The 22023-nt window shown below is 70.7% G+C and carries 21 protein-coding genes and 1 pseudogene; 9 read left to right on the top strand and 13 right to left on the bottom strand.

All coding sequences use genetic code 11. The features are described 5' to 3' along the window. Window positions 1–37 precede the first annotated feature (37 nt). On the top strand, window positions 38–2008 hold the full coding sequence (locus AB0F52_RS43825) for a BTAD domain-containing putative transcriptional regulator (RefSeq protein WP_360184019.1): 1971 nt from the start codon (window positions 38–40) through the stop codon (window positions 2006–2008). A 339-nt stretch (window positions 2009–2347) separates the two neighbouring features. Then, window positions 2348–3304, top strand: a complete 957-nt coding sequence (locus tag AB0F52_RS43820) for a helix-turn-helix domain-containing protein (protein WP_360184017.1) — start codon at window positions 2348–2350, stop codon at window positions 3302–3304. Window positions 3305–3356: 52 nt separating this feature from the next. Here AB0F52_RS43820 and AB0F52_RS43815 read toward each other — a convergent pair whose 3' ends face one another. Beyond that, the gene (locus AB0F52_RS43815; RefSeq protein ID WP_103341817.1) at window positions 3357–4085 is read right to left on the bottom strand and encodes a D-Ala-D-Ala carboxypeptidase family metallohydrolase; all 729 of its coding nucleotides are present in this window, start codon (window positions 4083–4085) and stop codon (window positions 3357–3359) included. Between the two features lie 35 nt (window positions 4086–4120). Continuing rightward, window positions 4121–5434, bottom strand: a complete 1314-nt coding sequence (locus AB0F52_RS43810; protein ID WP_360184014.1) for a GH25 family lysozyme — start codon at window positions 5432–5434, stop codon at window positions 4121–4123. 406 nt (window positions 5435–5840) lie between these two features. Between AB0F52_RS43810 and AB0F52_RS43805 the strand changes: the two genes are divergently transcribed. After that, entirely contained in the window at window positions 5841–8975 is a 3135-nt protein-coding gene (locus AB0F52_RS43805; RefSeq protein WP_360184012.1) for a LamG-like jellyroll fold domain-containing protein, read from the top strand. A gap of 124 nt (window positions 8976–9099) precedes the next feature. Here the strand turns inward: AB0F52_RS43805 and AB0F52_RS43800 are convergent, their stop codons facing one another. Continuing rightward, window positions 9100–9789 carry an SDR family oxidoreductase gene (locus AB0F52_RS43800; protein ID WP_360184010.1) on the bottom strand — a complete coding sequence of 230 codons (690 nt, stop codon included), beginning with the start codon at window positions 9787–9789 and terminating at the stop codon, window positions 9100–9102. A gap of 943 nt (window positions 9790–10732) precedes the next feature. Between AB0F52_RS43800 and AB0F52_RS43795 the strand changes: the two genes are divergently transcribed. Continuing rightward, window positions 10733–11575, top strand: coding sequence for a DUF1996 domain-containing protein (locus tag AB0F52_RS43795; RefSeq protein ID WP_360184008.1), 843 nt, complete (start codon window positions 10733–10735; stop codon window positions 11573–11575). Between the two features lie 209 nt (window positions 11576–11784). Here the strand turns inward: AB0F52_RS43795 and AB0F52_RS43790 are convergent, their stop codons facing one another. The 5 genes from AB0F52_RS43790 to AB0F52_RS43770 all read right to left on the bottom strand — a co-directional run bounded on the left by AB0F52_RS43790 (window position 11785) and on the right by AB0F52_RS43770 (window position 15552). Continuing rightward, the gene (locus AB0F52_RS43790) at window positions 11785–12339 is read right to left on the bottom strand and encodes a DUF305 domain-containing protein (protein WP_360184006.1); all 555 of its coding nucleotides are present in this window, start codon (window positions 12337–12339) and stop codon (window positions 11785–11787) included. A 67-nt stretch (window positions 12340–12406) separates the two neighbouring features. Then, window positions 12407–13543: an iron-containing alcohol dehydrogenase gene (locus AB0F52_RS43785; protein ID WP_360184004.1), complete on the bottom strand. Its 1137-nt coding sequence runs from the start codon at window positions 13541–13543 to the stop codon at window positions 12407–12409. Window positions 13544–13554: 11 nt separating this feature from the next. Continuing rightward, complete coding sequence (locus AB0F52_RS43780; RefSeq protein WP_360184002.1) at window positions 13555–13791, bottom strand: NAD-binding protein; 237 nt, start codon at window positions 13789–13791, stop codon at window positions 13555–13557. Window positions 13792–13921: 130 nt separating this feature from the next. Continuing rightward, window positions 13922–15031: a mandelate racemase/muconate lactonizing enzyme family protein gene (locus AB0F52_RS43775; RefSeq protein ID WP_360184000.1), complete on the bottom strand. Its 1110-nt coding sequence runs from the start codon at window positions 15029–15031 to the stop codon at window positions 13922–13924. Next, window positions 15028–15552 (bottom strand): formaldehyde-activating enzyme, encoded by a 525-nt coding sequence (locus tag AB0F52_RS43770; protein ID WP_360183998.1) that lies wholly within the window; start codon window positions 15550–15552, stop codon window positions 15028–15030. Before AB0F52_RS43770 ends, AB0F52_RS43775 begins: the two co-directional genes overlap by 4 nt. A gap of 78 nt (window positions 15553–15630) precedes the next feature. On the opposite strand from AB0F52_RS43770, the pseudogene AB0F52_RS43765 reads away from it, so the two are divergent. Together AB0F52_RS43765 and AB0F52_RS43760 are read left to right on the top strand one after the other, a co-directional pair. After that, window positions 15631–15843, top strand: a pseudogene (locus AB0F52_RS43765) (hypothetical protein); the annotation flags it as partial. Between the two features lie 87 nt (window positions 15844–15930). After that, window positions 15931–16509: an IclR family transcriptional regulator C-terminal domain-containing protein gene (locus AB0F52_RS43760; RefSeq protein WP_360183996.1), complete on the top strand. Its 579-nt coding sequence runs from the start codon at window positions 15931–15933 to the stop codon at window positions 16507–16509. An 809-nt stretch (window positions 16510–17318) separates the two neighbouring features. Here AB0F52_RS43760 and AB0F52_RS43755 read toward each other — a convergent pair. Further along, the gene (locus AB0F52_RS43755) at window positions 17319–17564 is read right to left on the bottom strand and encodes a hypothetical protein (RefSeq protein WP_360183994.1); all 246 of its coding nucleotides are present in this window, start codon (window positions 17562–17564) and stop codon (window positions 17319–17321) included. Here AB0F52_RS43755 and AB0F52_RS43750 point away from each other — a divergent pair. After that, complete coding sequence (locus AB0F52_RS43750) at window positions 17476–17772, top strand: cellulose binding domain-containing protein (protein WP_360184233.1); 297 nt, start codon at window positions 17476–17478, stop codon at window positions 17770–17772. The genes AB0F52_RS43755 and AB0F52_RS43750 overlap by 89 nt on opposite strands. A gap of 38 nt (window positions 17773–17810) precedes the next feature. Here AB0F52_RS43750 and AB0F52_RS43745 read toward each other — a convergent pair whose 3' ends face one another. Further along, entirely contained in the window at window positions 17811–18110 is a 300-nt protein-coding gene (locus tag AB0F52_RS43745; RefSeq protein ID WP_360183992.1) for a TetR-like C-terminal domain-containing protein, read from the bottom strand. Between the two features lie 275 nt (window positions 18111–18385). Next, complete coding sequence (locus AB0F52_RS43740; RefSeq protein WP_360184230.1) at window positions 18386–19060, bottom strand: alpha/beta hydrolase; 675 nt, start codon at window positions 19058–19060, stop codon at window positions 18386–18388. Window positions 19061–19122: 62 nt separating this feature from the next. Between AB0F52_RS43740 and AB0F52_RS43735 the strand changes: the two genes are divergently transcribed. Continuing rightward, complete coding sequence (locus AB0F52_RS43735; protein ID WP_360183990.1) at window positions 19123–19698, top strand: TetR/AcrR family transcriptional regulator; 576 nt, start codon at window positions 19123–19125, stop codon at window positions 19696–19698. On the opposite strand, the gene AB0F52_RS43730 is transcribed toward AB0F52_RS43735, so the two are convergent. After that, complete coding sequence (locus AB0F52_RS43730) at window positions 19695–20132, bottom strand: hypothetical protein (RefSeq protein ID WP_360183988.1); 438 nt, start codon at window positions 20130–20132, stop codon at window positions 19695–19697. The two genes, AB0F52_RS43735 and AB0F52_RS43730, sit on opposite strands and share 4 nt — an antisense overlap. A 204-nt stretch (window positions 20133–20336) precedes the next feature. Between AB0F52_RS43730 and AB0F52_RS43725 the strand changes: the two genes are divergently transcribed. Next, window positions 20337–21794: a cellulose binding domain-containing protein gene (locus AB0F52_RS43725; RefSeq protein ID WP_360183986.1), complete on the top strand. Its 1458-nt coding sequence runs from the start codon at window positions 20337–20339 to the stop codon at window positions 21792–21794. Between the two features lie 112 nt (window positions 21795–21906). Here AB0F52_RS43725 and AB0F52_RS43720 read toward each other — a convergent pair. Continuing rightward, a partial coding sequence (locus AB0F52_RS43720; protein WP_360175011.1) for a fasciclin domain-containing protein occupies window positions 21907–22023 on the bottom strand: 117 nt, incomplete at its 5' end.

Here is a 22023-nt window from a genome sequence, read left to right as displayed (position 1 = left end):
CCGGGCGCACCCGGCCTCCGGCACCGATGATGGGGGTATGCGAATCGACGTGCTCGGTGCCGTCCGGGCGCTGCGCGACGACGGCAGCCCGGTCGGCCTCGGCGGACCCCGCCACCGCGAGGTGCTCGCCCGCCTCGTCGCCGCCGAAGGGCGGCTGGTCACGACCGACACCCTCGTCGACGACCTCTGGGCCGAGCCACCGGCACGCGCGGTCGGCGCGCTGCGGACGTTCGTCGCCGCGCTGCGCCGCGCCCTGGAACCCGACCGGTCACCCCGCACCCCGCCGCGGGTGATCGTCACCGAAGGCCCCGGCTACGCACTGCGGCTGCCCCGCGAAGACGTCGACGTCCACCGGTTCGAGGACGCGCTCGCCCGCACCCGCCACTCCCCCGGCGCGGTGACCGACCTCAGTGCCGCGCTCGCGGCCTGGCGCGGCCCCGCCTACGCCGACGTGCCGGATTCGCCGTGGGCGCAACGCGAACGGACCCGGCTGGAGGAGCTCCGGCTGGCGGCGCTGGAACTGCGCGCCCGCATCCTCCTCGACGCCGGGGAAGGCGCCGACCTCGTCGCCGAACTCGGCGCGCACGTCACCGAACACCCGTGGCGCGAGCCGGCCTGGGGACTGCTGGCCCGCGCCTTGCACCGGGCGGGCCGCCAGGCCGACGCGTTGTCGACCCTCCGCCGCGCCCGCACCATGCTCGTCGACCAGCTCGGCCTCGATCCCGGCCCCGACCTGCAACGCCTGGAAACCGACATCCTGGCCGGGCCCGCTGACGGCATGCCGAACACGTGGACCGGCCCCGGTGTCCGGCTCGGCCCACGCACCACCGTGGACCTCGCCCGCACGCTCGCGCTGGCCGGCGGCGACGCGCTCATCCACTCCCGGCGCGACCGCCTCGCCGCGATCCACGCCGCCGAACGCACCGGCGACCTGCGCCTGACCGCCCGGATCATCGGCGCCTACGACGTGCCCGCCATCTGGAGCCGCGCCGACGACCCCGAGCAGTCCCGGGCGGTCGTCACCGCCGCCGAACGCACGCTCACCCGGCTCGGCCCGGACGAGCCCGCCGACCTCCGGGCGCGTCTCCTGGCCACGATCGCCGTCGAAAGCCGCACCGCCGACCTGGCCGCGGACGCGCTGAGCCGCGCCCGGCAGGCCGCGCACCAAGCCGAAGCGCTGGCCCGGGAGCTGGGCGATCCCGCATTGCTGGCGTTCGCGCTCAACGGCGTGTTCCTGCAGTCCTTCACCCACCCCGGCCTCGCGGCGGCGCGCGACCGGATCGGCACCGAGATCCTCGACGTGGCGACCAGGCACGACCTGCCGAACTTCGCGGTCCTCGGCCGGCTGGCCCGCCTGCAATCCGCCTCGGCCCTCGGCGACCTGGACACCGCGGCCGCACACGCGACGGCGGCCGAACAGCTCGCCGCCACCACCGAGGCCCCCCTCGTCGGCGTCCTCACCGCCTGGTTCCGAGCCCGGGTCACGGCCGCCCTCAGTACCGAGCCCGGCGGACCGGCCCCCGCCACGGCCGCGGCGCAGTACCGCGCCGCCGAAGAGGCCCTTCGGTCCGCCGGAATGCCCGGACTGCACCGTGGCCTGTTCCCGCTCGCCCTGCTGGGGCTGCGTCTGCTGCACGACCGTCCCGCACCCACCGACCGGCACCTGGACTGGGGCCCGTACCTGCCCTGGACACGTCCCCCCGTGCTGCTCGCCCAAGGCCGTGACGAGGACGCCCGCACCGCACTGGCCGCGGCGCCGGAACCACCGCCCGACCACCTGCAGGAGGCGATGTGGTGCCTGACCGCCCACACCGCAGTCCGCCTCGGCGAACGCGAAGCCGCCGCCCGGGCCGCGGCCGCCCTGCACGCCGCGCACGCGGAAGACGCCGGCGGCGCCGGCGGAATGCTGACCCTGGGCCCGGTGGCGCGGTACCTGGCGAACGCGGAGACACTCGCCGGTCAGGTCGATCGGAGGAACGCTCCCGCAGAACACGGTCGCCTGCGGTGAGCCGGCCGGTTTCCGGCCAAGGCGCGCCGGCTCACCCCAGGCGGCCGTCGGCGAGCTCGGCCGCGATTACCCCATCGGCTGCCCATGCGGCCGGTCAGCGCCAGGAACGCGCGGCCGTCGCGCCGCCGCCGGCCCGGCACCGCCCCACCGGGCAGCCGTGAAGCACGCGATTTTGCTGCGCCGTGCCGGGGCGACGCCCGGGGTCGACGCCGTGGCGGCGATCCGGCCCGGGCGGTGCTCCCCCGGGTGGCGTAATCCGTCAGTTTCTGCCCGGAGTGCGGCAGGACGGTGTTAACTTCCGTCCGTCATCCGCTGCCCGAGCGAGGTGTTCGAGTCACAGTGACACTGCACACGGACAAGTTCGCCGCCTACCTGCGCATGCTGAAAGACCGCAGCGGGCAGGGCTATGAACGGCTCGGCAAGCAGGCCGGGGCCAGTGGCTCCAGCCTGCACCGGTACTGCTCCGGCAAGAGCGTCCCCGCCGACTACCGCGTCGTCCACTCGTTCGGGAAGGTCTGTGGCGCCTCCCCGGCGGAGCTGCGGGAACTGCACCAGCTGTGGGCCCTGGCCGACGCCGGCCGCGTCGACGAAGCGGAGCAGACCGGGACCGGTGAGGACGCCGCGCCGCCACGCCGGCGGCGCGCCTACGCCGCGACGGCCATCGCGGTCGTGGTGCTGCTGGCGGCCGGTTTGGTCTGGCTCACCGCCGACGCGTCCGCACCGGCGACCGGCCGGTACGCCGACCGGATGCTGTTCTCCCCGGGGTGCCAGCCGCCGGTCAGCATGGGGCAGCACGACGAGTGCGTCACCGAGGTGCAGAACCTGCTGGTCGCGGCCCACGGGCGGCTCTCGGTCGACGGCTCGTTCGGGCCGGAGACGCTGCGCCGGGTCACCGCGTTCCAGGTGCTGGCGGGCCTGCCCGCCCGCGGTGTGGTCGACGAGGCCACCAAGACCGCGCTGTACGACCGCCGGGCCAGCATGGCGACCTGGTCGGCGGCCGTGGTGGAGCAGCGGGTCCGGGCCGTGTTCACCGAAGCGCCGGACACCGCGGTCGCCATCGCGCGCTGCGCCTCGTTCCTCGATCCGCTCTGGGTGCTGCCGAACACGAACGGCAGCCGCAACTGGGGCGTCTTCCAGATCTCCGACGCCCGGCTGCTGGAGCTGGGCGGCACGCCGCGGCAGGCGTTCGACCCCGTCTGGAACATCGATGCGGCGCACCGCCTGTGGAGCGTGCGCCACGACTTCCACGACTGGCCGGCCTGCTCGGCGGCGCTGACGAGCCCGCAGTCGCACTGAGGACGCCGCCGGCGCCGGAAACCCCGCGCGGTTCCCGGCGCCGGCCGGCCGGTCAGACCGTGCCGTTCTCCCACCACCACGACCGGCCGAGATCGGCCCGGCTGTCCACGTGCTGGTGGTCGGTGTTGTAGGTCTCCAGGCCGGAGAACCCGCACGTCTCGGCCTTCTGGTAGACGGTCTTGTTGGCCACGCCCGGCACGTTCAGGTCGGCGGCGGTGCCGTACAGGTGCATGCTGTCGCTCGCGCCGCCGATCTCCGCGTTGTGCGCGATGCTGCGGAACCCGGAGTTCACCGTGATCGGCTTGTTCCCGAGCTTCTTGCGCAGCGCCTCGAGCTTGTACATGCAGCGCCGGGCGTTCTCCTTGGCGGTGGCCGCGCTGACCTTGCCGCCGTTGAAGGTGCCGCTGTCGCGGTCGGTGAACTCGCTGAAGTTGAAGTGGACGGTGGACCCGTCGCTCTGCTCCAGCGCGTTGAGCGCGGCCTGGGTGCCCGGGCCGACCTGGGCGTCGGCTCCGAGACCGTAGGCCGCCTGGAACCTGCGGACGGCCGCCGCGGTGCCGGGGCCGAACTCGCCATCGATCGAGACGCGGCTCTGGGCGGCGTGGTCGGCCGCCCAGCCGGCGACCCGGATCTGGAGCTCGGTGACGTCGGCGCCCGTGCTGCCCTCCTTCAGCGTGCGGGACCACGGGTAGGCCTGGGCGGTGCCGGTCAGCAGCAGCGGACTCACCGCGGCGGCCGCGCCGAGCACGACCGCGCCGCGGAGCACTGAGCGGCGGCTCATGGGGAGACTCATTCTCATCCTTTCCTAGCGGGGATTCAGCGGTTGGCGAGCTGGTCGAGGTCGGCCTGGGTGCCGTTGAAGACGTCGCCGGTGGCCGGCGCGGGGATGCCGGCGGGGATGGCCGCGTCGGTGTACTGCCACATCAGCCAGGTCTTCGAGCCGGCGGGCAGCGCCGGCTGCGTGACGGACTGCCGGTAGTCGGCGAGCTGCATCGGGTAGGCCGAAAGCGCCGTGGTGCCGCCCAGGCACGCGTCCAGGAACGACTTCTGGGTGTAGATGATCGGGGTCCGGCCGAACGCCGCCTGGACCTTGTCCAGCCACGCCTTGGCGTCGGCGACGGTGACGTGCGGCGGGCAGCCGCCGGAGCCGTCGTCCTTCCACTCCAGGTCGAACACGGGCGGCAGGTCGCCGGCGCGCTTGCCGGTGTACCCGGTGGCCTTCACGGCGGCGATGAACCGGTCGGCCTGCGCACCGCCGGTGCCGGCCGCAGTGCCCGTGTAGAAGTGGTACGGCCCCACGGCCAGGCCGGCGTTGCGCGCGGCGGGCAGGTCGGTGGCCAGGTAGTCGTCGGTGACGTTCAGGCCGCGCGTCGCTTTGACGGTCGCGAATTCGACTCCGGACGCCTTCACCGCGCTCCAGTCGATCGGCGCGCCCCCGGGGTGCTGGTACTTCGCCGTGTCGACGCCGTCGATCGGGTGCCCGGCGGGCTTCGGCGGCGTGCAGTAGGTGTTGCGGCTGGACCAGTCGGTGACCTTCGCCCAGGTGGTGGGCCCGGCGACGCCGTCGGCACTGGCGTTGACGCAGTGCTGGAACTGGATCACGCGGGTGCGGGTGCCGTCTCCGAACTGGCCGTCGATCGTCAGCGGCGGGTAGTGCCCCGGCTCCATGGCGAGGTTGAGCCGGCACTGGAGTTCCTTGACGTCCGTGCCGCTGGAGCCGCTCTGCAGGGTCGGGCGGGCGGTGGAGAGGCCGCACACGACGCTCTGCGCGGCGTCGGCGGTGCCCTGGGTGGCGCACTTGCGCGGCCGCGCGGACCAGGAGTTGAGGGCGGCCCAGGTGTTCGGCCCGACCTGGCCGTCGACGCTCAGGGCGGCACACTTCTGGAACACGCGGACCCGGGCCTCGGTCGCCGGGCCGAAGGAGCCGTCCGCGCCGACGGGCGTGTACCGGCTCGCCTTGGTCGCCAGGTTCAGTTCGCACTGCGCCTCGGCGACCGCGGCGCCGGTCGCACCTTGCTTCAGGGTGGGCTGGGTACTGGTGTGCCCGCACACCGCAACGGGTTCGGCCGCAACCGCGGCTGTGGCGGGGAACACCAGCAGCACCGCGACGGCCAGAGCGAGTCTTTGCATGGCGAGAAGGCTGGCAGCGGCCGGGCCCCCGATCGCCCCTCGGCGGCCGACCCGGGACGCCGGGACGGTCGCACCCCACCGGACCAGCGGGAACGCCACCCGCCTGGGACACGGCGGGGACGCTGAGCCGGGCGGCCCGGCTCGATCCGTACCGCCGGATCATCGAAATCCACGGCGCGCAGCGGGAGTTGACCGGCGGCCCGCGACGCCTGCGCGTTCCACCTCGGACGGCCGCGGAAGGACCCCCGCCTCCCTGCTCGCCCACGAACCCCGGACCACCGGCGGCAGCGTGATTCGGCAGTCGGTCGCCGAGATACCGACATTCGGCGGTAGATGGCGGTCCGACTTGTCTGATTGGATCTCCCCAGCACGTTTTACAACGTTGTAAAAATGAAGGGTCCCGCCGATGAGAAGAGCCGCTTCCGTCTTCCTCGCCCTGCTCGTGGGGCTGGGCGTGGCGTCGGGAACGCCACCCGCAGGTGCCGCCGAGCCGGTGCACGGCTTGAAGGCCGAGTACTTCACCACGTCGGCGCCGGGCGCGCACGACTTCGCGAACCTGGCCGGCACCGCGCTCGACGGAGAGGTCGACCACCCCGACCTGACTTCGGTCTTCGGCCTGGTCGCCGGGCGCACCGAGGACACGACCGCCCGGTGGACCGGGCAGCTCGCCGTGCCGCAGACCGGCGACTACACCTTCTACGCCATCGGTGACAACGGGTTCCGGCTCTTCATCGACGGCACACCGGTGATCGACCACTGGGTCGGTGACTGGGACAAGGAGCAGACCAGCACGCCGGTCACGCTGGCCGCCGGCAAGCAGTACGACTTCAAGCTGGAGGTGTTCCAGGACACCGGCGGCGCCAACATGTTCCTGCGCTGGTCGAGCCCGACCATCGCGAAGCAGATCGTGCCGCTGTCGGCGTTCACGCCTCCGGCCGGCTTCGCGGTCGTGCCGCGTACGGCGGACATCTCCCGGGACGGCCGCACGCTCACGGCCGACTTCGACGGCCGCGTCTCGGGGACCGGCGACCTGAAAGACCACCTGCGCATCGAGGTCGACGCGACGCCGATGCCGGTCTCGGTCATCACGACGACCCGCACCCGGGCCACGATCCAGCTGGCCGAAAAGGTCCTGAAGGGCCAGCGGGTCACCCTCTACTACGACGGCGCGGGCGCGCTCGCGGTGAACGGCACGAAGGTCGGCAAAGCCGGGCGCATCGTCGCGAACGCTTCGACGGAACGCCTCCGGACGCCGTGGGGCGAGAACGTCGACACGCGCCACCCGCTGCCGGAGTACCCGCGGCCGCAGCTCGAGCGCGACAAGTGGGTCAACCTCAACGGCCCGTGGGAGTTCTCCTCCGCCAAGGAGGGCCAGCAGCCCACGTTCGGCAAGCGGCTGCCCGAAAAGGTGATCGTGCCCTACCCGATCGAGTCGCAGCTCTCCGGGCTCGAACGGCACGAGGACCACATGTTCTACCGCCGCACGGTCACCGTCCCGCGCGACTGGAAGATCGGCGGCGGGCAGCGCCTCAAGCTCAACTTCGGCGCCGTCGACTACCAGGCCAAGGTGTGGGTGAACGGCAAGCCCGTCGCGGAGCACACCGGCGGTTACACGGCGTTCAGCGCCGACATCACCGACGCCCTCAAGCGCGGTGACGAGCAGGAGATCGTCGTCGCCGTGACCGACACGACCGGGCCGTACCAGCCGAAGGGCAAGCAGTCCGCCAACCCCGGCGGGATCTTCTACACGCCGTCGTCGGGCATCTGGCAGACGGTGTGGCTGGAGCCGGTGGCGGCCCAGGGCATCGACGAGATCAAGACGACTCCCGACCTGACCACCAGCTCGCTGGCGCTCACCGTCAAGTCCGCGGGCAACGCCACCGTCACGGCGGTCGCCAAGGACGCGCGCGGCCGGCCGGTCGGCACGGTCACCGGGCCGGCGAACGCGAACCTGAAGCTGGCGGTACCGAACCCGCACCTGTGGACACCGGACGACCCGTACCTCTACCAGCTGGAGATCAAGCTGGGCAGCGACAACGTCAAGAGCTACTTCGGCATGCGGTCCACCGGCATCACGAACGTCGGCGGCACGCCGAAGCTGACGCTCAACGGCAAGCCGTTCTTTTCGCTGATGCAGCTGGACCAGGGCTTCTACCCGGACGGCCTGAACACCGCGCCGAGCGACGACGCCCTCGTCTTCGACCTGAAGGCGCAGAAGGACCTCGGCTTCAACGCCGTCCGCAAGCACATCAAGGTCGAGCCCGCCCGCTGGTACTACCACGCGGACCAGCTCGGATTGCTGGTGTGGCAGGACTTCGTGTCCGTCGAGGACGGCAACAACCCCGCGGCGCAGCAGGCGTGGCTCAGCCAGGGCCTGGAAGAGATGCACCAGCTGCAGAACTCCCCGTCCGTCTACGCCTGGATCGTGTTCAACGAAGGCTGGGGCGAGTGGGACAAGGCCGCGACCGGCCGGATCACCGACCAGGTCAAGGCCGCGGACCCGAGCCGGATCGTCAACGCCCACAGCGGGGTGAACTGCTGCGCCTCCAAGGGCGACTCGGGCGCGGGCGACGTCATCGACCACCACGACTACAACAACACCGACCCGGCCCGCTCCGACGGCAAGCGCGTCGCGATGGACGGCGAACACGGCGGCTTCACGCTGCGCACGCCGGGTCACCAGTGGCCGGGTGCGCCGATCGCGATCTACAGCGGCGTGGCGGACAAGGCGGCGCTGACGGCGAAGTACGTCGACAACACCCGCACGTTCTACCTCGGACAGGCTCGCGCCGAGCTGTCGGCGTCGGTCTACACGCAGGTCACCGACCTCGAAGGCGAGCTGAACGGGCTCTGGACGTACGACCGCAAGCGCATCAAGGTCGACCCGGGTCCCGTCCGCGAGATCAACCGCCGGGTGATCGCGGCCGGTGCCGACGCGGGCAAGCCCTACCCGTACGCGGGCAAGGGGGCCTGGAACCTCGACGAGCGCCGGGGAACTACCGCGAGGGACTCCAGCGGCGGCGGCAACCCGCTGACCCTCACCCCGGCCGGTGCCGCGTTCAAGGACGGCGCGCTGCAGTTCACCGGCGGCTCCGCCGACACCTACGGCCCGGTCGTCGACACGACCGGTGACTACACGGTGTCCGCGAAGGTGCGGCTCGACCAGTTGCCCGGCAACTACGCGACCGCGGTGAGCCAGGACGGCAGGGGGCGGGAAAGCCCCTTCTACCTGCAGTACGGGCAGGGCGCGTTCGCCTTCAGCACGCCCGGCGGCAACCGGGCCCGGTACGAGGTCGTGCCGGAGCTCGGCCGCTGGTACGAGCTCACGGGTGTGCGGGCCGGCAACGAGATCCGGCTCTACGTGGACGGTGTGAAGGTCGCGACGGCCCCGGCCGGGCCGGCCCTCGCCGGCACCGGCGCGTTCACCGTCGGACGGGCCAAGTACGACGGCCGCAACGTCGACTTCTGGAGCGGCGCAGTCGACGACGTCGCAGTGGCCGGCAAAGCGTTGACGGACGCGGAGGTCGGTCAGCTCTCCTGATCCCGGAAGGCGCACGTGGTGGCCGGACGGCCGATAAGCCGGCCGTCCGGTCACCCGCCGCTCGCCGTGCGGACATTGCCCTCGAATTGTCGGCACCAGCGGCGTCCGGTGTGGACGGTGCGGGTCAGACCTGCGTGCGGCCGCCGTCGACGAACAACTCGCTGCCGGTGATGTAGCTGCTGTCGCCGGAAGCGAGGAACAGGGTGGCCGCGGCGACCTCCTCGGGTCGTCCGACGCGGCGCAGCGGGATGCCGGCGGCGCCGGCGGCTTGAAAGGCTGCGGCGTCCGCTTGCCCCGGCCTGGTGCGGATGTAGCCGGGGCTGATGGCGTTCACGCGAATCCCGCGGTCTCCCAGTTCGACGGCCAGACCGCGGGCGAAGGACCGGATCGCCGCCTTGGCAGTCGCCCCTGCGGGGAGGTTGCGGATCTGCCGGGTGATCCATCCGCGGTCCGGATTCGTGGTCGTGCCGAGGACGTGGACGGAGCGGCTGCCGAACCCCAGCACGAAGAACACGTAGATCCGGTTGGGGTGAGCGCACAGTCGACGCGGAAGAAGTCGCACGTCGGCCTCGTCGAAGCCTGCGTGCGCGGGAACTGCCGCCACGTCCGCATCCTCTTGCAGCCCCCACTGCGGTTGTCCCCGGCCATCCGTTCCATCACCCCGGCGATCGCCTCGCGCCGGTGTGGCCAGGTCCACCACCACGGTCCGTGGTGGTGGAAATTTGCCGTCAAGCGTCTTGACGTCACCCCAATCCGGGCGGTTTACTGGCAGTTGCCTCGATGGAACCGGTTCCGCGGCCGCCACCTGGAACACTCCAGCATCTCGGGTTGGTTGATGCTCCACTGCTTAGAACGTCACACCCGTCGATTCGCTCACGGGGCGTGACGAAGCTTCAGTGGTAAATCTGCCACCTCACCCGAATGCCGGTGCGAGCCGTGCGCTCGCCTCGGCATCGTGACGCGCGCAGTGCGCGACACGATGGATCACGACTGACCAGGTGGGCTCGATGAGATCAAGGACGTTCTCCCGACCACGACGCGCCAGCACCAAGCACCCCAGACCGCAGCACCACCGACCGCAGCCGAGGGGCACATCGGCCGTTCCTCCGGCCGAGTGGTGTCCCGTGTCCGCGGAATCGAGTCATTCCCACGGGACTCCGGTGCGGTCGCGGGGTTTACCGCGAACAAAGGTGCGCCGGCACCGGTCCGGGCGCGGGTCTTGCGCGGATTCATTCTGCGCCTCTCCAGATCGGCGACTGCGTACCCCCAGTACCGCGTCACGGTTGACCGTGTTCGCCGGCACGAGCGGTAACACAACTTCTCGGCAGTAGGTTGCCGTTTTCGCGAGCGATGCCAAACGGCGCCCAGGCATCCCAGACAATCCGCGCTACCACTGCGACGACAACAACCTTTGCGGCCGCGGCTGCCTGAAGCGCACGCGTTCAGCCGCTCAGCGATGTCAGCGCGACCGTGCGACCCCTCGGCAACTGTGACGCCTCCGCGACCGCATTACTTCAGATCTTCGTAGTACCTGTGCAACATTCCGCAAGGAAATCGAGGAGATTCATATGCGAAATACGCCGAATCGGGTTACTGGTTGTCGACCTCGACAGTCCCGGCTCCGGACCCGGGCCGTTCTCACCGCTGCCCTCGCTCTTGCGCTGGCCGGAAGCACAGCCTTCGTGGCCGGCGCGAGCGAACCGGGCTCCGCTGCAGCCGGAGCTTCGGGCAACTCCATCGCGGCGGATGCCGGCTGGGTGGACGTGGACCAAGCGCGGTACCAGCGCGAACTGACCGACTACCAGGGCATCGTGCCGCCACCCGTGCCGGCCGGGACGACGAGGGTCCCCGAGTTCCACACCGACTGCACGATCGCGAACGAAGCCAAGGACGATGCGATCGTCTTCCCCCGCCTGTCCGGCGCCTCCCACATGCACACGTTCTTCGGGCCGAGGAACGACGCGTTCATGACAACGGAAACGCTTCGGGCCGCCGGGGCGACGACGTGCAACTCCCCTGGTGACAACGCCGCTTACTGGGTACCGCAGCTGCAGAGGAACGGTGCGGCCGTTCCGTTCAAGAGCATGCGCGTCTACTACGGTTCCCGGCTCCCCGACCCGTCGGCCGTCCGGCCGTTCCCGCCCGGGCTGGTGATGGTGCAGGGTGATGCCAAGCTGCAGGTACCCACCCAGAAGGGCCAGGGAAACCAATTCTGGTGCGCGGGCAGCGCCGAGGTCGGGCGAAGCGCCGACGGGAACTGGCCTGTTTGTGCCCCCGGCGGGAATCTGATCTACCAACTCACGTTCAAGGATTGCTGGGACGGCAAGCACATCGACTCACCCGACCACAAGTCGCACATGGGTGACCCGGTCGCCGGCAAGTGCCAGGGAAACTACCCGGTCGCGGTGCCGAACCTTTCGTACATGGTCAACTACGACATCCTGGGCGGCGACGGTCTCGCGCTGTCCTCGGGAATGGCGTCGTCGATGCACGGTGACTTCATGAACGGCTGGGACCACGTCAAACTGGCCGCACTGGTCAAGACCTGCCTGAACCAGAACGCGAAGTGCGGGACCACGCCGAGCTTCACCGGCGGCTGAGAGCGACGGCGAGCGGCCGCCGTGCCGTGTCGTCCCGACCGGGCGGCACGGCGGCCTTCGTCTCGGACTTCAGGGAGAAATGCCGTGATTTCACACGAAAAAATCACTCCTGACTTGGCCTCTCGTGAGCGTGAGTTCGCGACCGAACGCCGCGTGGTGACGGCTCGACGTTCGACCTGATCGCGCCCGCACGACACCCCACCGGGCCGCTATTCGACCAGCGCGGAGAGCTGGTTCTGTTCTTGCAGGACTCGCGAGGCCAGGCTCACGGTCTGCGACTCTTTGCCGGCCGACTTCTCGCCGAGCGCCAACCGTTCCTTTTGATCCAGGTGATCGCGCAGGCACTTTTTGAAGTAGTTGTCGAAGTCCGCCTCGCGCAAAGCGCCGGCGTGCGCGATCTGGTTCGAGGAAACCATCCCGGGCATCTCCATCCCCTTGTGGGGGTTCTCCGCCGGGAGGCCGGCCTGATCGTGCAGCCGCCGCAGATCCAGCAGCTCCGATTTCGCCGAGGCGTCGGCTTTTTTACCGAGGTCGCGAACAGCCGCGGTTCCGGTGTGACTGTCGACGAGGTCGAGCATCGGAACAAGCTGCTCGTCCATGGCTGTGTTGATCTCAATCCAAGCGCGGTCCGTGGTGGTGAACGACGACGCCGCAGCAGGCGCGGATGTATTCACGGATGGATTTCCGGAGTGACCGTGGAGCCCGGTGGCGCAGCCGCCCACGAAAACCATGCCCATGATGCCCAATCCAAGGAAAATGCGCATGTGTCGATTACATGCCATCCCGTCCGGCTGAGTCAACATGTCTTCGTTCTTTCACCGCAAAAGGAGTTCAGTACACCGAACGCAGCAGTTCGGCGACTTCCGCCTCCGAGGGCAGGCGCGGCGCGTTCTCGGTGACGACGTCGGCGACCGCGGCCGCCGCTATCGCCGGGATGTCCTCGCGGGTGACGCCGAGTTCTCGCAACGGGCGCTTGATCTCGATCGCGCCCGAGATCTCCCGGACCGCGAGGATCGCCGCGTCGGCCCAATCCGCCGAAGGTCCCACGTGCAGCGCGCGAGCCGTCACCTCGTACGCCGCCGCGGCGGCTGTTGCGCTGAACGCCATCACCTCCTCCAGCACCGCGGCCGGCGCGACACCGTGCGGGGTGCCCGCGTGCGCGGTCAGCGCGTGGCCGATCCCGTGGACCAGGCCGAGGCCGGACAACGTGAGCGCGTGCCCGGCCAGGTGCGCGCCGAGCATCAGCTCCGCCCGCGCCTGCAGATCTCCGCCGTCGCGGTAGGCGACCGGCAACCAGCGGCCGACCAGGCCGACCGCCTGCGCGGCGTAGGCCGCCGAGAACGGCGTGGATCCCCGTGAAGCCAGGGATTCGATGCCGTGGACCAGGGCGTCCAAGCCGGTCGCCGCAGTGATCCGGGCGGGCCGCCCGAGGGTGAGCTCCGGGTCCAGCACGGCGATCCGCGGCTTGACCGAAGTGTGTCCGATGTAGACCTTCCGGCGCGCGCAGACGTCCTCGGTGACGCCGAACCCGTTGGTTTCCGCACCGGTGCCGGCCGTCGTCGGGACGGCGATCAGCGGCAAGCCGTCGGAGGCGTCCCACAGCCGCTCCGCGTCCGCTGCCCCGGCGCCCGGGTTTCCGGCGAGCAGCGAGATGCCCTTGGCCGCGTCCAGTGCCGAGCCGCCGCCGAGCGCGAGCACCGCCGAATCACCGAAACCGCGCAGTACGGCGGCGCCGCGGTCGAGTTCCGCCGTCGACGGGTTCGGGCCGATGTCCTCGTGCACCGCGTGCTCGATCCCGGCGGCGGCCAGGATCTTCTCGACGCGCTCGACGATCCCCGTGGCTCGCAACCCCCGGTCGGTGACCACGAAGACCCGGCGGTGGCCCAGGCCGTCGACGAAACCGGGCAGCTCGGCGACGACGCCGGGGCCGTATTCGGTGCGGCCGGTCGGCTCGACGGACAGGCGCATGCTGGTCTCCTTCAGACGGCCGGGAAGCTGGGCAGCGGCAGCCGGAAGTCCTGGCCGGCCCACGTTTCGTACAGACGGATCGGGCTCATGTCCCCGACGAGGTCGCCGTAGGCCGCCTTCGCACGACAGAAGATCTGCTCGACGAGCGCGGAAAGCTCGGCCGGCACCCCGACGTCGCGGCCGAGGTCGACGGCCAGGCCGAGGTCCTTGCGGGCCAGCAGCGCCCCAGCAGGTTGATCATCAGCCATACCGCTGACCGGCGCGTCGAGCCACCGGACTCCGCGCGCGCGTCGAGGATCTCTTCGGCGATGCGTCGCGCCACCGCGGGCCGGGTCTCGGGCGTCAGCCCCTCCGCCGCCGCGAGCCAGTCCTGGTGGGTCAGACCCGCCACCGCTGCACCGCCTTCTCGTCGAGTTCGATCCCCAGGCCGGGTCGCTGCGGGACCTCCAGTTCGCCGTCGGTGTTGATCATCACCGGCTCGGCCAGCATGAAGTCCCGGCGCTCGGGCGTCCACCCGGGCGGGTCCCAGGGGAATTCGAAGAACGGACCACCGCCGACCCCGGCCGAGACGTGCAGGTTGGCCAGCACGCCGATGCCGTTGGTCCAGCTGTGCGGGGTGAACGCGCGGCGCTTGAGCTGGGCGAGCTCGGCCAGCGTCCGGGCCCGGTGCATGCCGACCGCGAGCACGACGTCCATCTGGTAGACGTCGAGGACGTCTTCTTCGAGGTAGCGCAGCAGCTCCGGCACCGAATGGTGCATCTCCCCCGCCGCGATCCGCACGCCGGGGTTTTCCGCGCGGAGCGCCTTGAAGCCGGCTATGTCGTTGTACGGCAAGGGTTCCTCGACCCAGAACGCGTCCAGCTCGCTCAGCCGGCGTACCAGCTTGCGCGTCTTGACCAGGTCCGACGCGGGCGCGGTGTCGCCGGCCATCCGCCAGGACTGGTTGAGGTCGACCATGATGCCGAAGTCCGGGCCGAGGGCGTCGCGGACGGCGGTCACGGCGGCGACGCCCTCGTCGACGCGGTCGCGGTCGATCCGGATCTTCATCGCCCGGAACCCGGCTTCGCGGGCCCGCAGGGCCGTCTCCGCGCGTTCGGCCGGCGGTTTCAGCTCGGCCGAAGAGGCGTACGCGGGCAGCGAGCGGGCGGAGTTCCCGAACAGCGTCGCGACCGGCAGGCCGGCGACCTGGCCGATGATGTCCCAGAGCGCGGCTTCGAGGGGCCAGTAGCGGCCGCCGTGGAAGTTGGCGGTTTCGATGGCCTTGACGTGCCGCACGATGTCCAGGGGGTCTTCGCCGAGGAACAGGTGCTCGACGGCCTCGAAGCCGGCCATGGTGTCGCCGGAGCCGATGCCGGTGACGCCGTCGTCGGTGTGCACCCGCACGATCGTGGCGTCGAAGTGCCGCCGCGGTACCGGGTCCCAGGCCGCGGCGAGCGGCGGGTCCAGCTCCAGCCGCAACCGGTCGAGGGTGATGGCGGTGATCTTCATCGGATGGCCGCCGGCTCGGGCGCGGTCCGCGCCAGGACCTCCGGGTCCGGTGCGTAGAACGGGTTGGCCGGCCCGGTGCGCGCGGCGTCGATCGTCGGTGTGCCCAGCCCCGCGGCGCGGGTCGCACGGAAGGCGGCGAGACGCTGGTTCGCGAAGGCCTCGTCGAGGTCGTTCACGTCGGGGTCGACCCAGATCGCGGCGATGACCGGCAACGTGCCGGCCTCGACGGCGTCGGCCACGCCCTGGGCGAGCCCGGCCTGTGCGGCGCCCCAGGTGGACCGCTGGTGCAGGTCGGTCCCGGCGGCGGCCTTGGGCACGAACAGCGTCGGCGGCTGCACCGGCACGGACGGGCGCAGCACGGTCACGAACGGCACGTGGCCCGCGCTCGGCGTGGCCGGCGCGGTCGCCCACGCGGCTTCCACCGGGCCGTCCCGGCGACCCGGCACGATGTTCGTGTGGGCGGCGTTGGCGCCCTCGCCGACGAAGGCTTCGCCGATGAGCGCGGTGGACGCGAAGGTCATGGGTGCTCCAGGTCGATGGGGGTGCGGCGGGACCGACGGTAGGAGCGCGCGGAAACCGCGGACAAGGTCCGGCCGGACATTGCAACGCGGGTTGCGCTGACGCCAACTCGCGCTCTCGCGGGCGGTTGCTCATTTCGGGGACATGACACTCCCGGACGACGGTGCCCGGCACCAGGGGCACGGGCTGCGCCGCGACCTGGACCTGCTGGAGGCGCTCGCCTCCCCGAGGCACAGCGCGCCGGCGAACTGGGTGTCGTCCGCCTCACCCAGCTCACCGGCCGGGAGAAGAGCCAGGTCTCACGGGCCCTCAAGGCCCTCGGCGAGGAAGGTGTCGTCGAGCGCGACCCGGACACGCTGGGCTACCGGCTCGGCCGGCGGTTGTTCTCCCTGGTCGCCCGGACGGTCGAGGACCGGCTGGCCCGGACCGCCGAGCCGGTGATGCGGGACCTGTCGGCGGAGCTCGAAGAAACCAGCCACCTCTGCGTCCTGCGCGACCAGGAGGTCCTGACGCTGCCGTCGGTGTCCGGGCACTCCTTCCGGGTGCACGGCTGGGAGGGCCGCGGGGTGCCGGCCCACTGCACGTCGGCCGGCCGGGTCCTGCTGCTCGACGCCACCCCCGACGAGCTCTACGTCCGCTTCCCGGCCCTGGCCGACGACCGGCCACGGTCCGAAGTGCACTCACTGCCCGAGCTGTGGGCGAAGATCGAGCAAACCCGGCGGGACGGCTACGCCCGTGTCCGGGAGGAGTTCGAGGCCGGCCTGGTCGGGGTCTCGGCGCCGATCCGCGACTTCCGCGGCCGGGTCGTCGCCGCGTTGAACATCTCCGCTCCCGCCGAACGGCTCGACGAACGCCTCGACACCGCGGGCCGGGTCACCGCGAAGGCGGCGGCGGAGGTGTCCGCGGACCTCGGCTGGGAAGGCCGCCCGAAGCCACCGCCCGCGGCCCGGCTCACCTGAGCTGCCCGTTGTGGCGTTGTTATTTTTAGCGGTTCGACACAAGTACGTTTCGTTGGCCCAGTGCCGGCTAGGCTGATCGCCGCTCGTGAAATGAGCCGAATTCCGCAATGGACACCGGCTTGGCGATCACGGTTCGAATGATCCTTCAACGTCACTCGTCGAAGCCGCAACGGATCGGCAGGTCGGTCGCTGCCTTGACGCGACGAGTATGCGATCATGGGAGCCGCAAGATTCCCCGTCAGCCCCACTCCCCCAGACGGAGCAATCCCCCGGAAGTCACCTTCTCCGCGCCCGCCGCGGGGAAGGCGGTCCGTGCTGCGGTCGAATTGTTCGCGCCGGTCGACGGCAAACAATCGAAAGGGCTGTTCGAACGTTGGAGGTTCGGTGGTGATGCCCCCTGGGCACCGGAAGGACGAACAGCTCTCGGTGGACGAACTTCTTCGTACCGCAGGACAGCGCGCGCGAAGGCCGGCCGGTGCGGAAGCACCTGGCCGCGGTGTCACCGACGCCTCTCCCGAAGGGCGGGAACTCGGCAGCCGCCAAGGGAAAGACCTGACTCATCGGACTCCCGCGAAGCGGCGTAGGAGCGTACAAGCCGCGGTGGCCCTTGGCGTCACGGCTGTCGTATGTGGAGTCGTCGCCTGGATCGGCGCTACGGCGGCTCCGTCGAACCCGCCACACGCGGGATTTCCCTTCGTGTCCTTGCCGCGGGCGACCGCGACGCCTGGCACGCCTTCCCCGAGTTCCGCGGACACGGTGCTGGCCGCCGACTCGTCGAGCACGACCAGCTCCCCCGTGTCATCACCCTCTCACCCAGCCAGGCCGGTCTCGGAAAGCGCTACCCCCACCCCGGCAATACCGCCGTCGACCGAGCGGAGCCGACCGAGCGCTCCGAACTCCGCCGCCGGCTCGGGCAGCGCGCCGGTGACCCCGCCGGCCCGGCCGAGCTGCTCAGTCCACTTCGCGATCGAACATTCCTGGCCGAACGGTTTCACCGCTTCGGCGACGATCACGAATCGAGGCCCCGACACTCTTCGCTCGTGGTCGCTGGCCATGACGTTCACCGCCGGTCAGCGACTGACCGAAGGCTGGAACGGCACCTGGACCCAACGCGGAAACCGGCTGACAGCCCTGGCTCCGTCCTGGAAAACGGATCTCCGGCCGGGCGAAGCTTTCACGACGGGTTTCAACGGATCATCCGCCGCCTCGAACCCCGCTCCGACCGGGTTCACGGTGAACGGGGCCGCCTGTCCGGCGGGATGAACGGGATTCCTCGCGCTCGGCACGTCACCGGCGGCGGCTCACCGGAACCCGTCCAAGGACCGCAGGCCGCGATCGACGAAGTCGATCAACCAGGTGAAGCTGTCTTCGACGTCCGAGTCGATCCGGAACCCGTCGGCCGCTTCCAGTGTCGCGAATCCGTGGAGCATGGTGCGCAGCATCCGCAGGGCGTGGATCTCCTGGCCGGGATCGATCCGGTACCCGTGCAGCATGGCCGTCCACGAAGCGAGCACCCGGTCGAGCGCCGCGGTGAGCGGGTCGCCGGGCCCGGCCGGGCGGGCGGCGTTGCCTGCCGCGTACCGGCCGGGATGTTCCTTCACGTACCGCCGCATCGCCTGCGCCCCGGCGGTGAAGGCCTCGCTGCCGGCCCGGCTTTTGTGTCGCGTCGCGGATGTTGTCGGCGAGTTCGTTCGCGGCCTGGACGGCGATGCGGTGGACGAGGTCGGCCTGGCTGGTGACGTGCTTGTAGAGCGAGGGAGTTTTGACTCCGAGCCGCTCGGCAACCAGGCCCATGCTGGGCTGCGCGAACCCGGCCTCGTCGGCCAGCGCGGCCCCGGCCTCGGCCTCGGTGACGATGGCCGGGGTGAGCCCTGCCCTAGGCACGAGTCAGCGTCTTGCCGAGGAACGGCAGTGCCAGCGCGACGACCTGATCCGGCGTCTGGACGTGCGGGTAGTGCCCGGCCCCTTCGATGACCGCCAGTTCACCAAGACCGTGAGGCAGGTCAACGACCGGGCACTTGACGTTGCGCAGCTGCTCACCGGCGTCAGCCGGGCTGGTCTTGCACATTGCCTGCAGCACCTTCATCCGGCCGGGCTCATTCAGCTTCGCCTCGATCCGGGCCAGCTCACTGTCCCAGTCGGCCGGCTTGGCCGGCAGCGCCAGGTCGAGGTACTTCGTCCAGTTCGCGAGTCTTCCCCGCACGATGACCTGGGCCAGCTGGGTGTAACCGGCTCGGAAGCGCTTCACCCGCACCAGGCCGCCGAGGTCGAAGGACTGCGCGCGGGTGAACGGCGCCAGCTCGATCACCCCGGCGATCACCTCGGGCGCGGTGGCGGCCGCGATGGTCGCGGCGCCCCCACTGATCGATTGGCCGATGATCACGGCCGGGCCGCCAAGCCGGCGGACGACAGCGACCAGGTCGCCGGCGATGTCAGTGCGGCTGTAGCCGTCCCAGCCCAGGCTCGAGTCACCGCAACCGCGGATATCGAAGTTGGCGACCTGGTAACCCTCCGCGGCCAAGGCCGGGGCGAGTCTGCGGGTCGAGGCGATCCGGCCCGGCGGCCGGGATCGTGCTCCCCATCAATGAGGCACTTGTCTCGTACGATGCGAAGATGAGCTACTCAGCGGATCCGCGAGCGGTGCGCAGCCGGGAGGCGATGCTCGTCGCCGCCCGACGGCTGCTGGCCGAGGAGGGCCTCGACGCGGTCACGCACCAGCGAGTCGCTCAGGAAGCCGGTGTCGGCCGGGCCACCGTCTACCGGCACTGGGCCCGGACCGACCAGCTGCTGCTCGATGCCATGGGCGGCGCCGACCTCCCGCTGTTCCGCACCCCGAAGACGCCCGTTCGCCGATGGCTGCGTCAAGAGCTTCGGCAGATGGCCGACGAGCTCGCCATCCCCGCCGTCGCCGCCGTCTCGCTGACACTGGCACAATCCGCACTCTCGGACGCCCAGGCGGCGCACCCCCACGACGAGTCCGTCAAGACGATCACCGAGCGGATCCACACCGCCATCCGATCGGCCGTCGCCGCCGGCGAACTGGAGGCCGACATCGAGCCCGCCGACTTGACGGCGGTGCTCGTGGGACCGATCGTCTACCGCACGACCATGCAGCGCGCCGCGGCCTCCGACGATTTCATCGGCCGGCTCGTGGACAGCGTGGGAACCTGGCACGACCAGGCGGGTTAGCTCGTCCCCGCAATGGCGATGACGGCGAAGGCGAAATGAGCCACCATCGCGGCGACCCGGATCCAATCGGTTCGCACCAGCCGGGCAATGGCGGCCCGATCGGCCGTTTTCCGGATGTGCAGCTGAATCGGAAGCTGAATGAGGACGAACGAAACCCACGACGTCGTCAACGCCGCCAAACCGGCCCACAACGGCCAATCCGGGACGGCATCCGGCGCTCCGGCGAGCATGACGACCACCAGCGCGGTCAACAGTGTTTTCGGGACCACATAGACGATGCCGCTGCCATGCCCCTGGGCCGTCTGGACGGACTGGAACTCCTTGGCGCCGACAGCCGGCCAGCCGGAGAAAACCGCGAAATGCTCCATCAGGCAGCCAGCCAGGCAATAAGCGGACAGCATGCCGTAGACCAGTAACCATGCTTGAACGGACAACGACAATCCCCTCGGGCGCCCACTGCGAGACGGATGTCTCACAGTGGGCGATTCTGGCATGCGTGACGCTGTGAGTCAACCGTCTCATAGATGCCGGCGAGGGCGCCCCTCCGGTAAACTCGACCTGAGAGCGCTTCCAGAACCGGCCTGATCACCACGCCCACCGCCGTGCCCGTCCCATCGCCTGTTCTCGGAGGAACGCAGATGCACACCATCCGCCGATCCCGCCTGACCGCCGTCGCCGGTGTCTTGACCGTCGTGGCCGCCGCCGTCACCGTTGGTGCGGTTCCCGCCGCCCGAGCCTCGGCGGGCTGCCGGGTCGACTACGCGGTCGCCAGCCAGTGGCCGGGCGGCTTCAGCGCGAACGTCGACTTCACCAACCTCGGCGATCCGGTCGCGAGCTGGCAGCTGACCTGGACGTTCGCCGCCGGTCAGCGCGTCACCCAGCTCTGGAACGGCACCGTCGCCCAGTCCGGCGACCGGGTGACCGTCGGCAACGCCGCCTGGAACGGCTCCCTCGGCACCGGCGCGAGCACCCGGCTCGGGTTCACCGGCTCGTTGACCGGCTCCGCCAACCCGGTCCCCACCGGCTTCGCCGTCAACGGCACGCCGTGCAACGGTCCGGTGCCCCCGACGACGACCACGTCGCCACCACCGGTGGACGCGCTGGCCGGGGCGTACACGGTCGGCCGGGTGAAGCCCACGGCGAGTGCCGCGCAGTACACCTGGCCCGGCATCTCCTTCGAAGGCCGCTTCCGCGGCACCGGCGTGGACGTCGCGCTCAACGACGCCCAGAACGACTACGACATCCAGGTCGACGGCACCACGGTCGCCACGCTGGTCACCCCGGGCCGCACCACCCGCCAGATCCGGGGGCTGACCGACGCCGAACACACCGTACGACTGGTCAAACGGACCGAAAGCCCGTGGGTCGCCGGCGAGTTCGACGGTTTCGTCGCGGCACCCGGCGGGGAGATCCTCGCGAAACCCGCCGCCCGCAGCCGGCAGATCGAGTTCATCGGCGACTCCCTGACCGCGGGCTACGGCGACCTCTCCACCACCCGCGACTGCTCGGCCAACGGCGGGATCGACCGCAACACGAACACCGACATCAGCTACGGCGCCCTCGCCGCCCGCGGCCTGAACGCCGACTACCAGGTCAACGCGTACTCCGGCCGCGGCATGGTGCGCAACTACAACGGCGGCGACCCCGGGACCGACTTCCGCACCTACTACGACCGCACGCTCCAGAACGTGTCCGGCGACGTGTGGCACAACCCCGCCACGTGGCGACCGCAGCTGGTCGTGGTCGCGTTGGGCACCAACGACTTCAGCACGGCCATCAACCCCGGCGAACCGTGGACCGCCGACAGCCTGGTCGCCGCGTACAAGAGCGCCTACCAAGGCTTCCTCGACAAGCTGCGCGCGCAGTACGGCGCCGGCACGATCATCGTCGTCGGCGCGACGAACCTGTTCGCCGGCCCGGCTCAGCAGGTCGTCTCGGACCGCGACGCCCAAGGCGACAGCCGGGTCCGGTTCTGGAACTTCGACGATCCGCGCCTGGACCACCTCGGGTGCGACTGGCACTTCTCCCGCAACGACCACCGGATCATCTCCGGGTTGCTCACCGACTACGTCGCCACCCTCCCGCTCACCTGGTGAGGCCCGCTCGGGTGCACGTCGGGCCGGAGCGGCAGATGGCGGCCGTTTCCCGAGGCCGATCGCCGCCACGGCGTGGGAGTGAACCGGCCGTGGCGGCGATCGGCGGGGCGCCTTACTTGTTGGTGCCCGGCGTCAGCACCTTGTCGATCACGAAGACCGTGGCGTTCTTGGTGGGGATGTTGCCGCACAGGATCTTCGCGCCGTTGATCGTCATGTTGTCGCCCGAGCC

Origin of the sequence: Amycolatopsis sp. NPDC024027 (genome assembly GCF_040638975.1) — a bacterium.
In the GTDB taxonomy this organism is placed as follows: domain Bacteria; phylum Actinomycetota; class Actinomycetes; order Mycobacteriales; family Pseudonocardiaceae; genus Amycolatopsis.
This window is presented reverse-complemented; position numbering and strand designations above follow the sequence as displayed.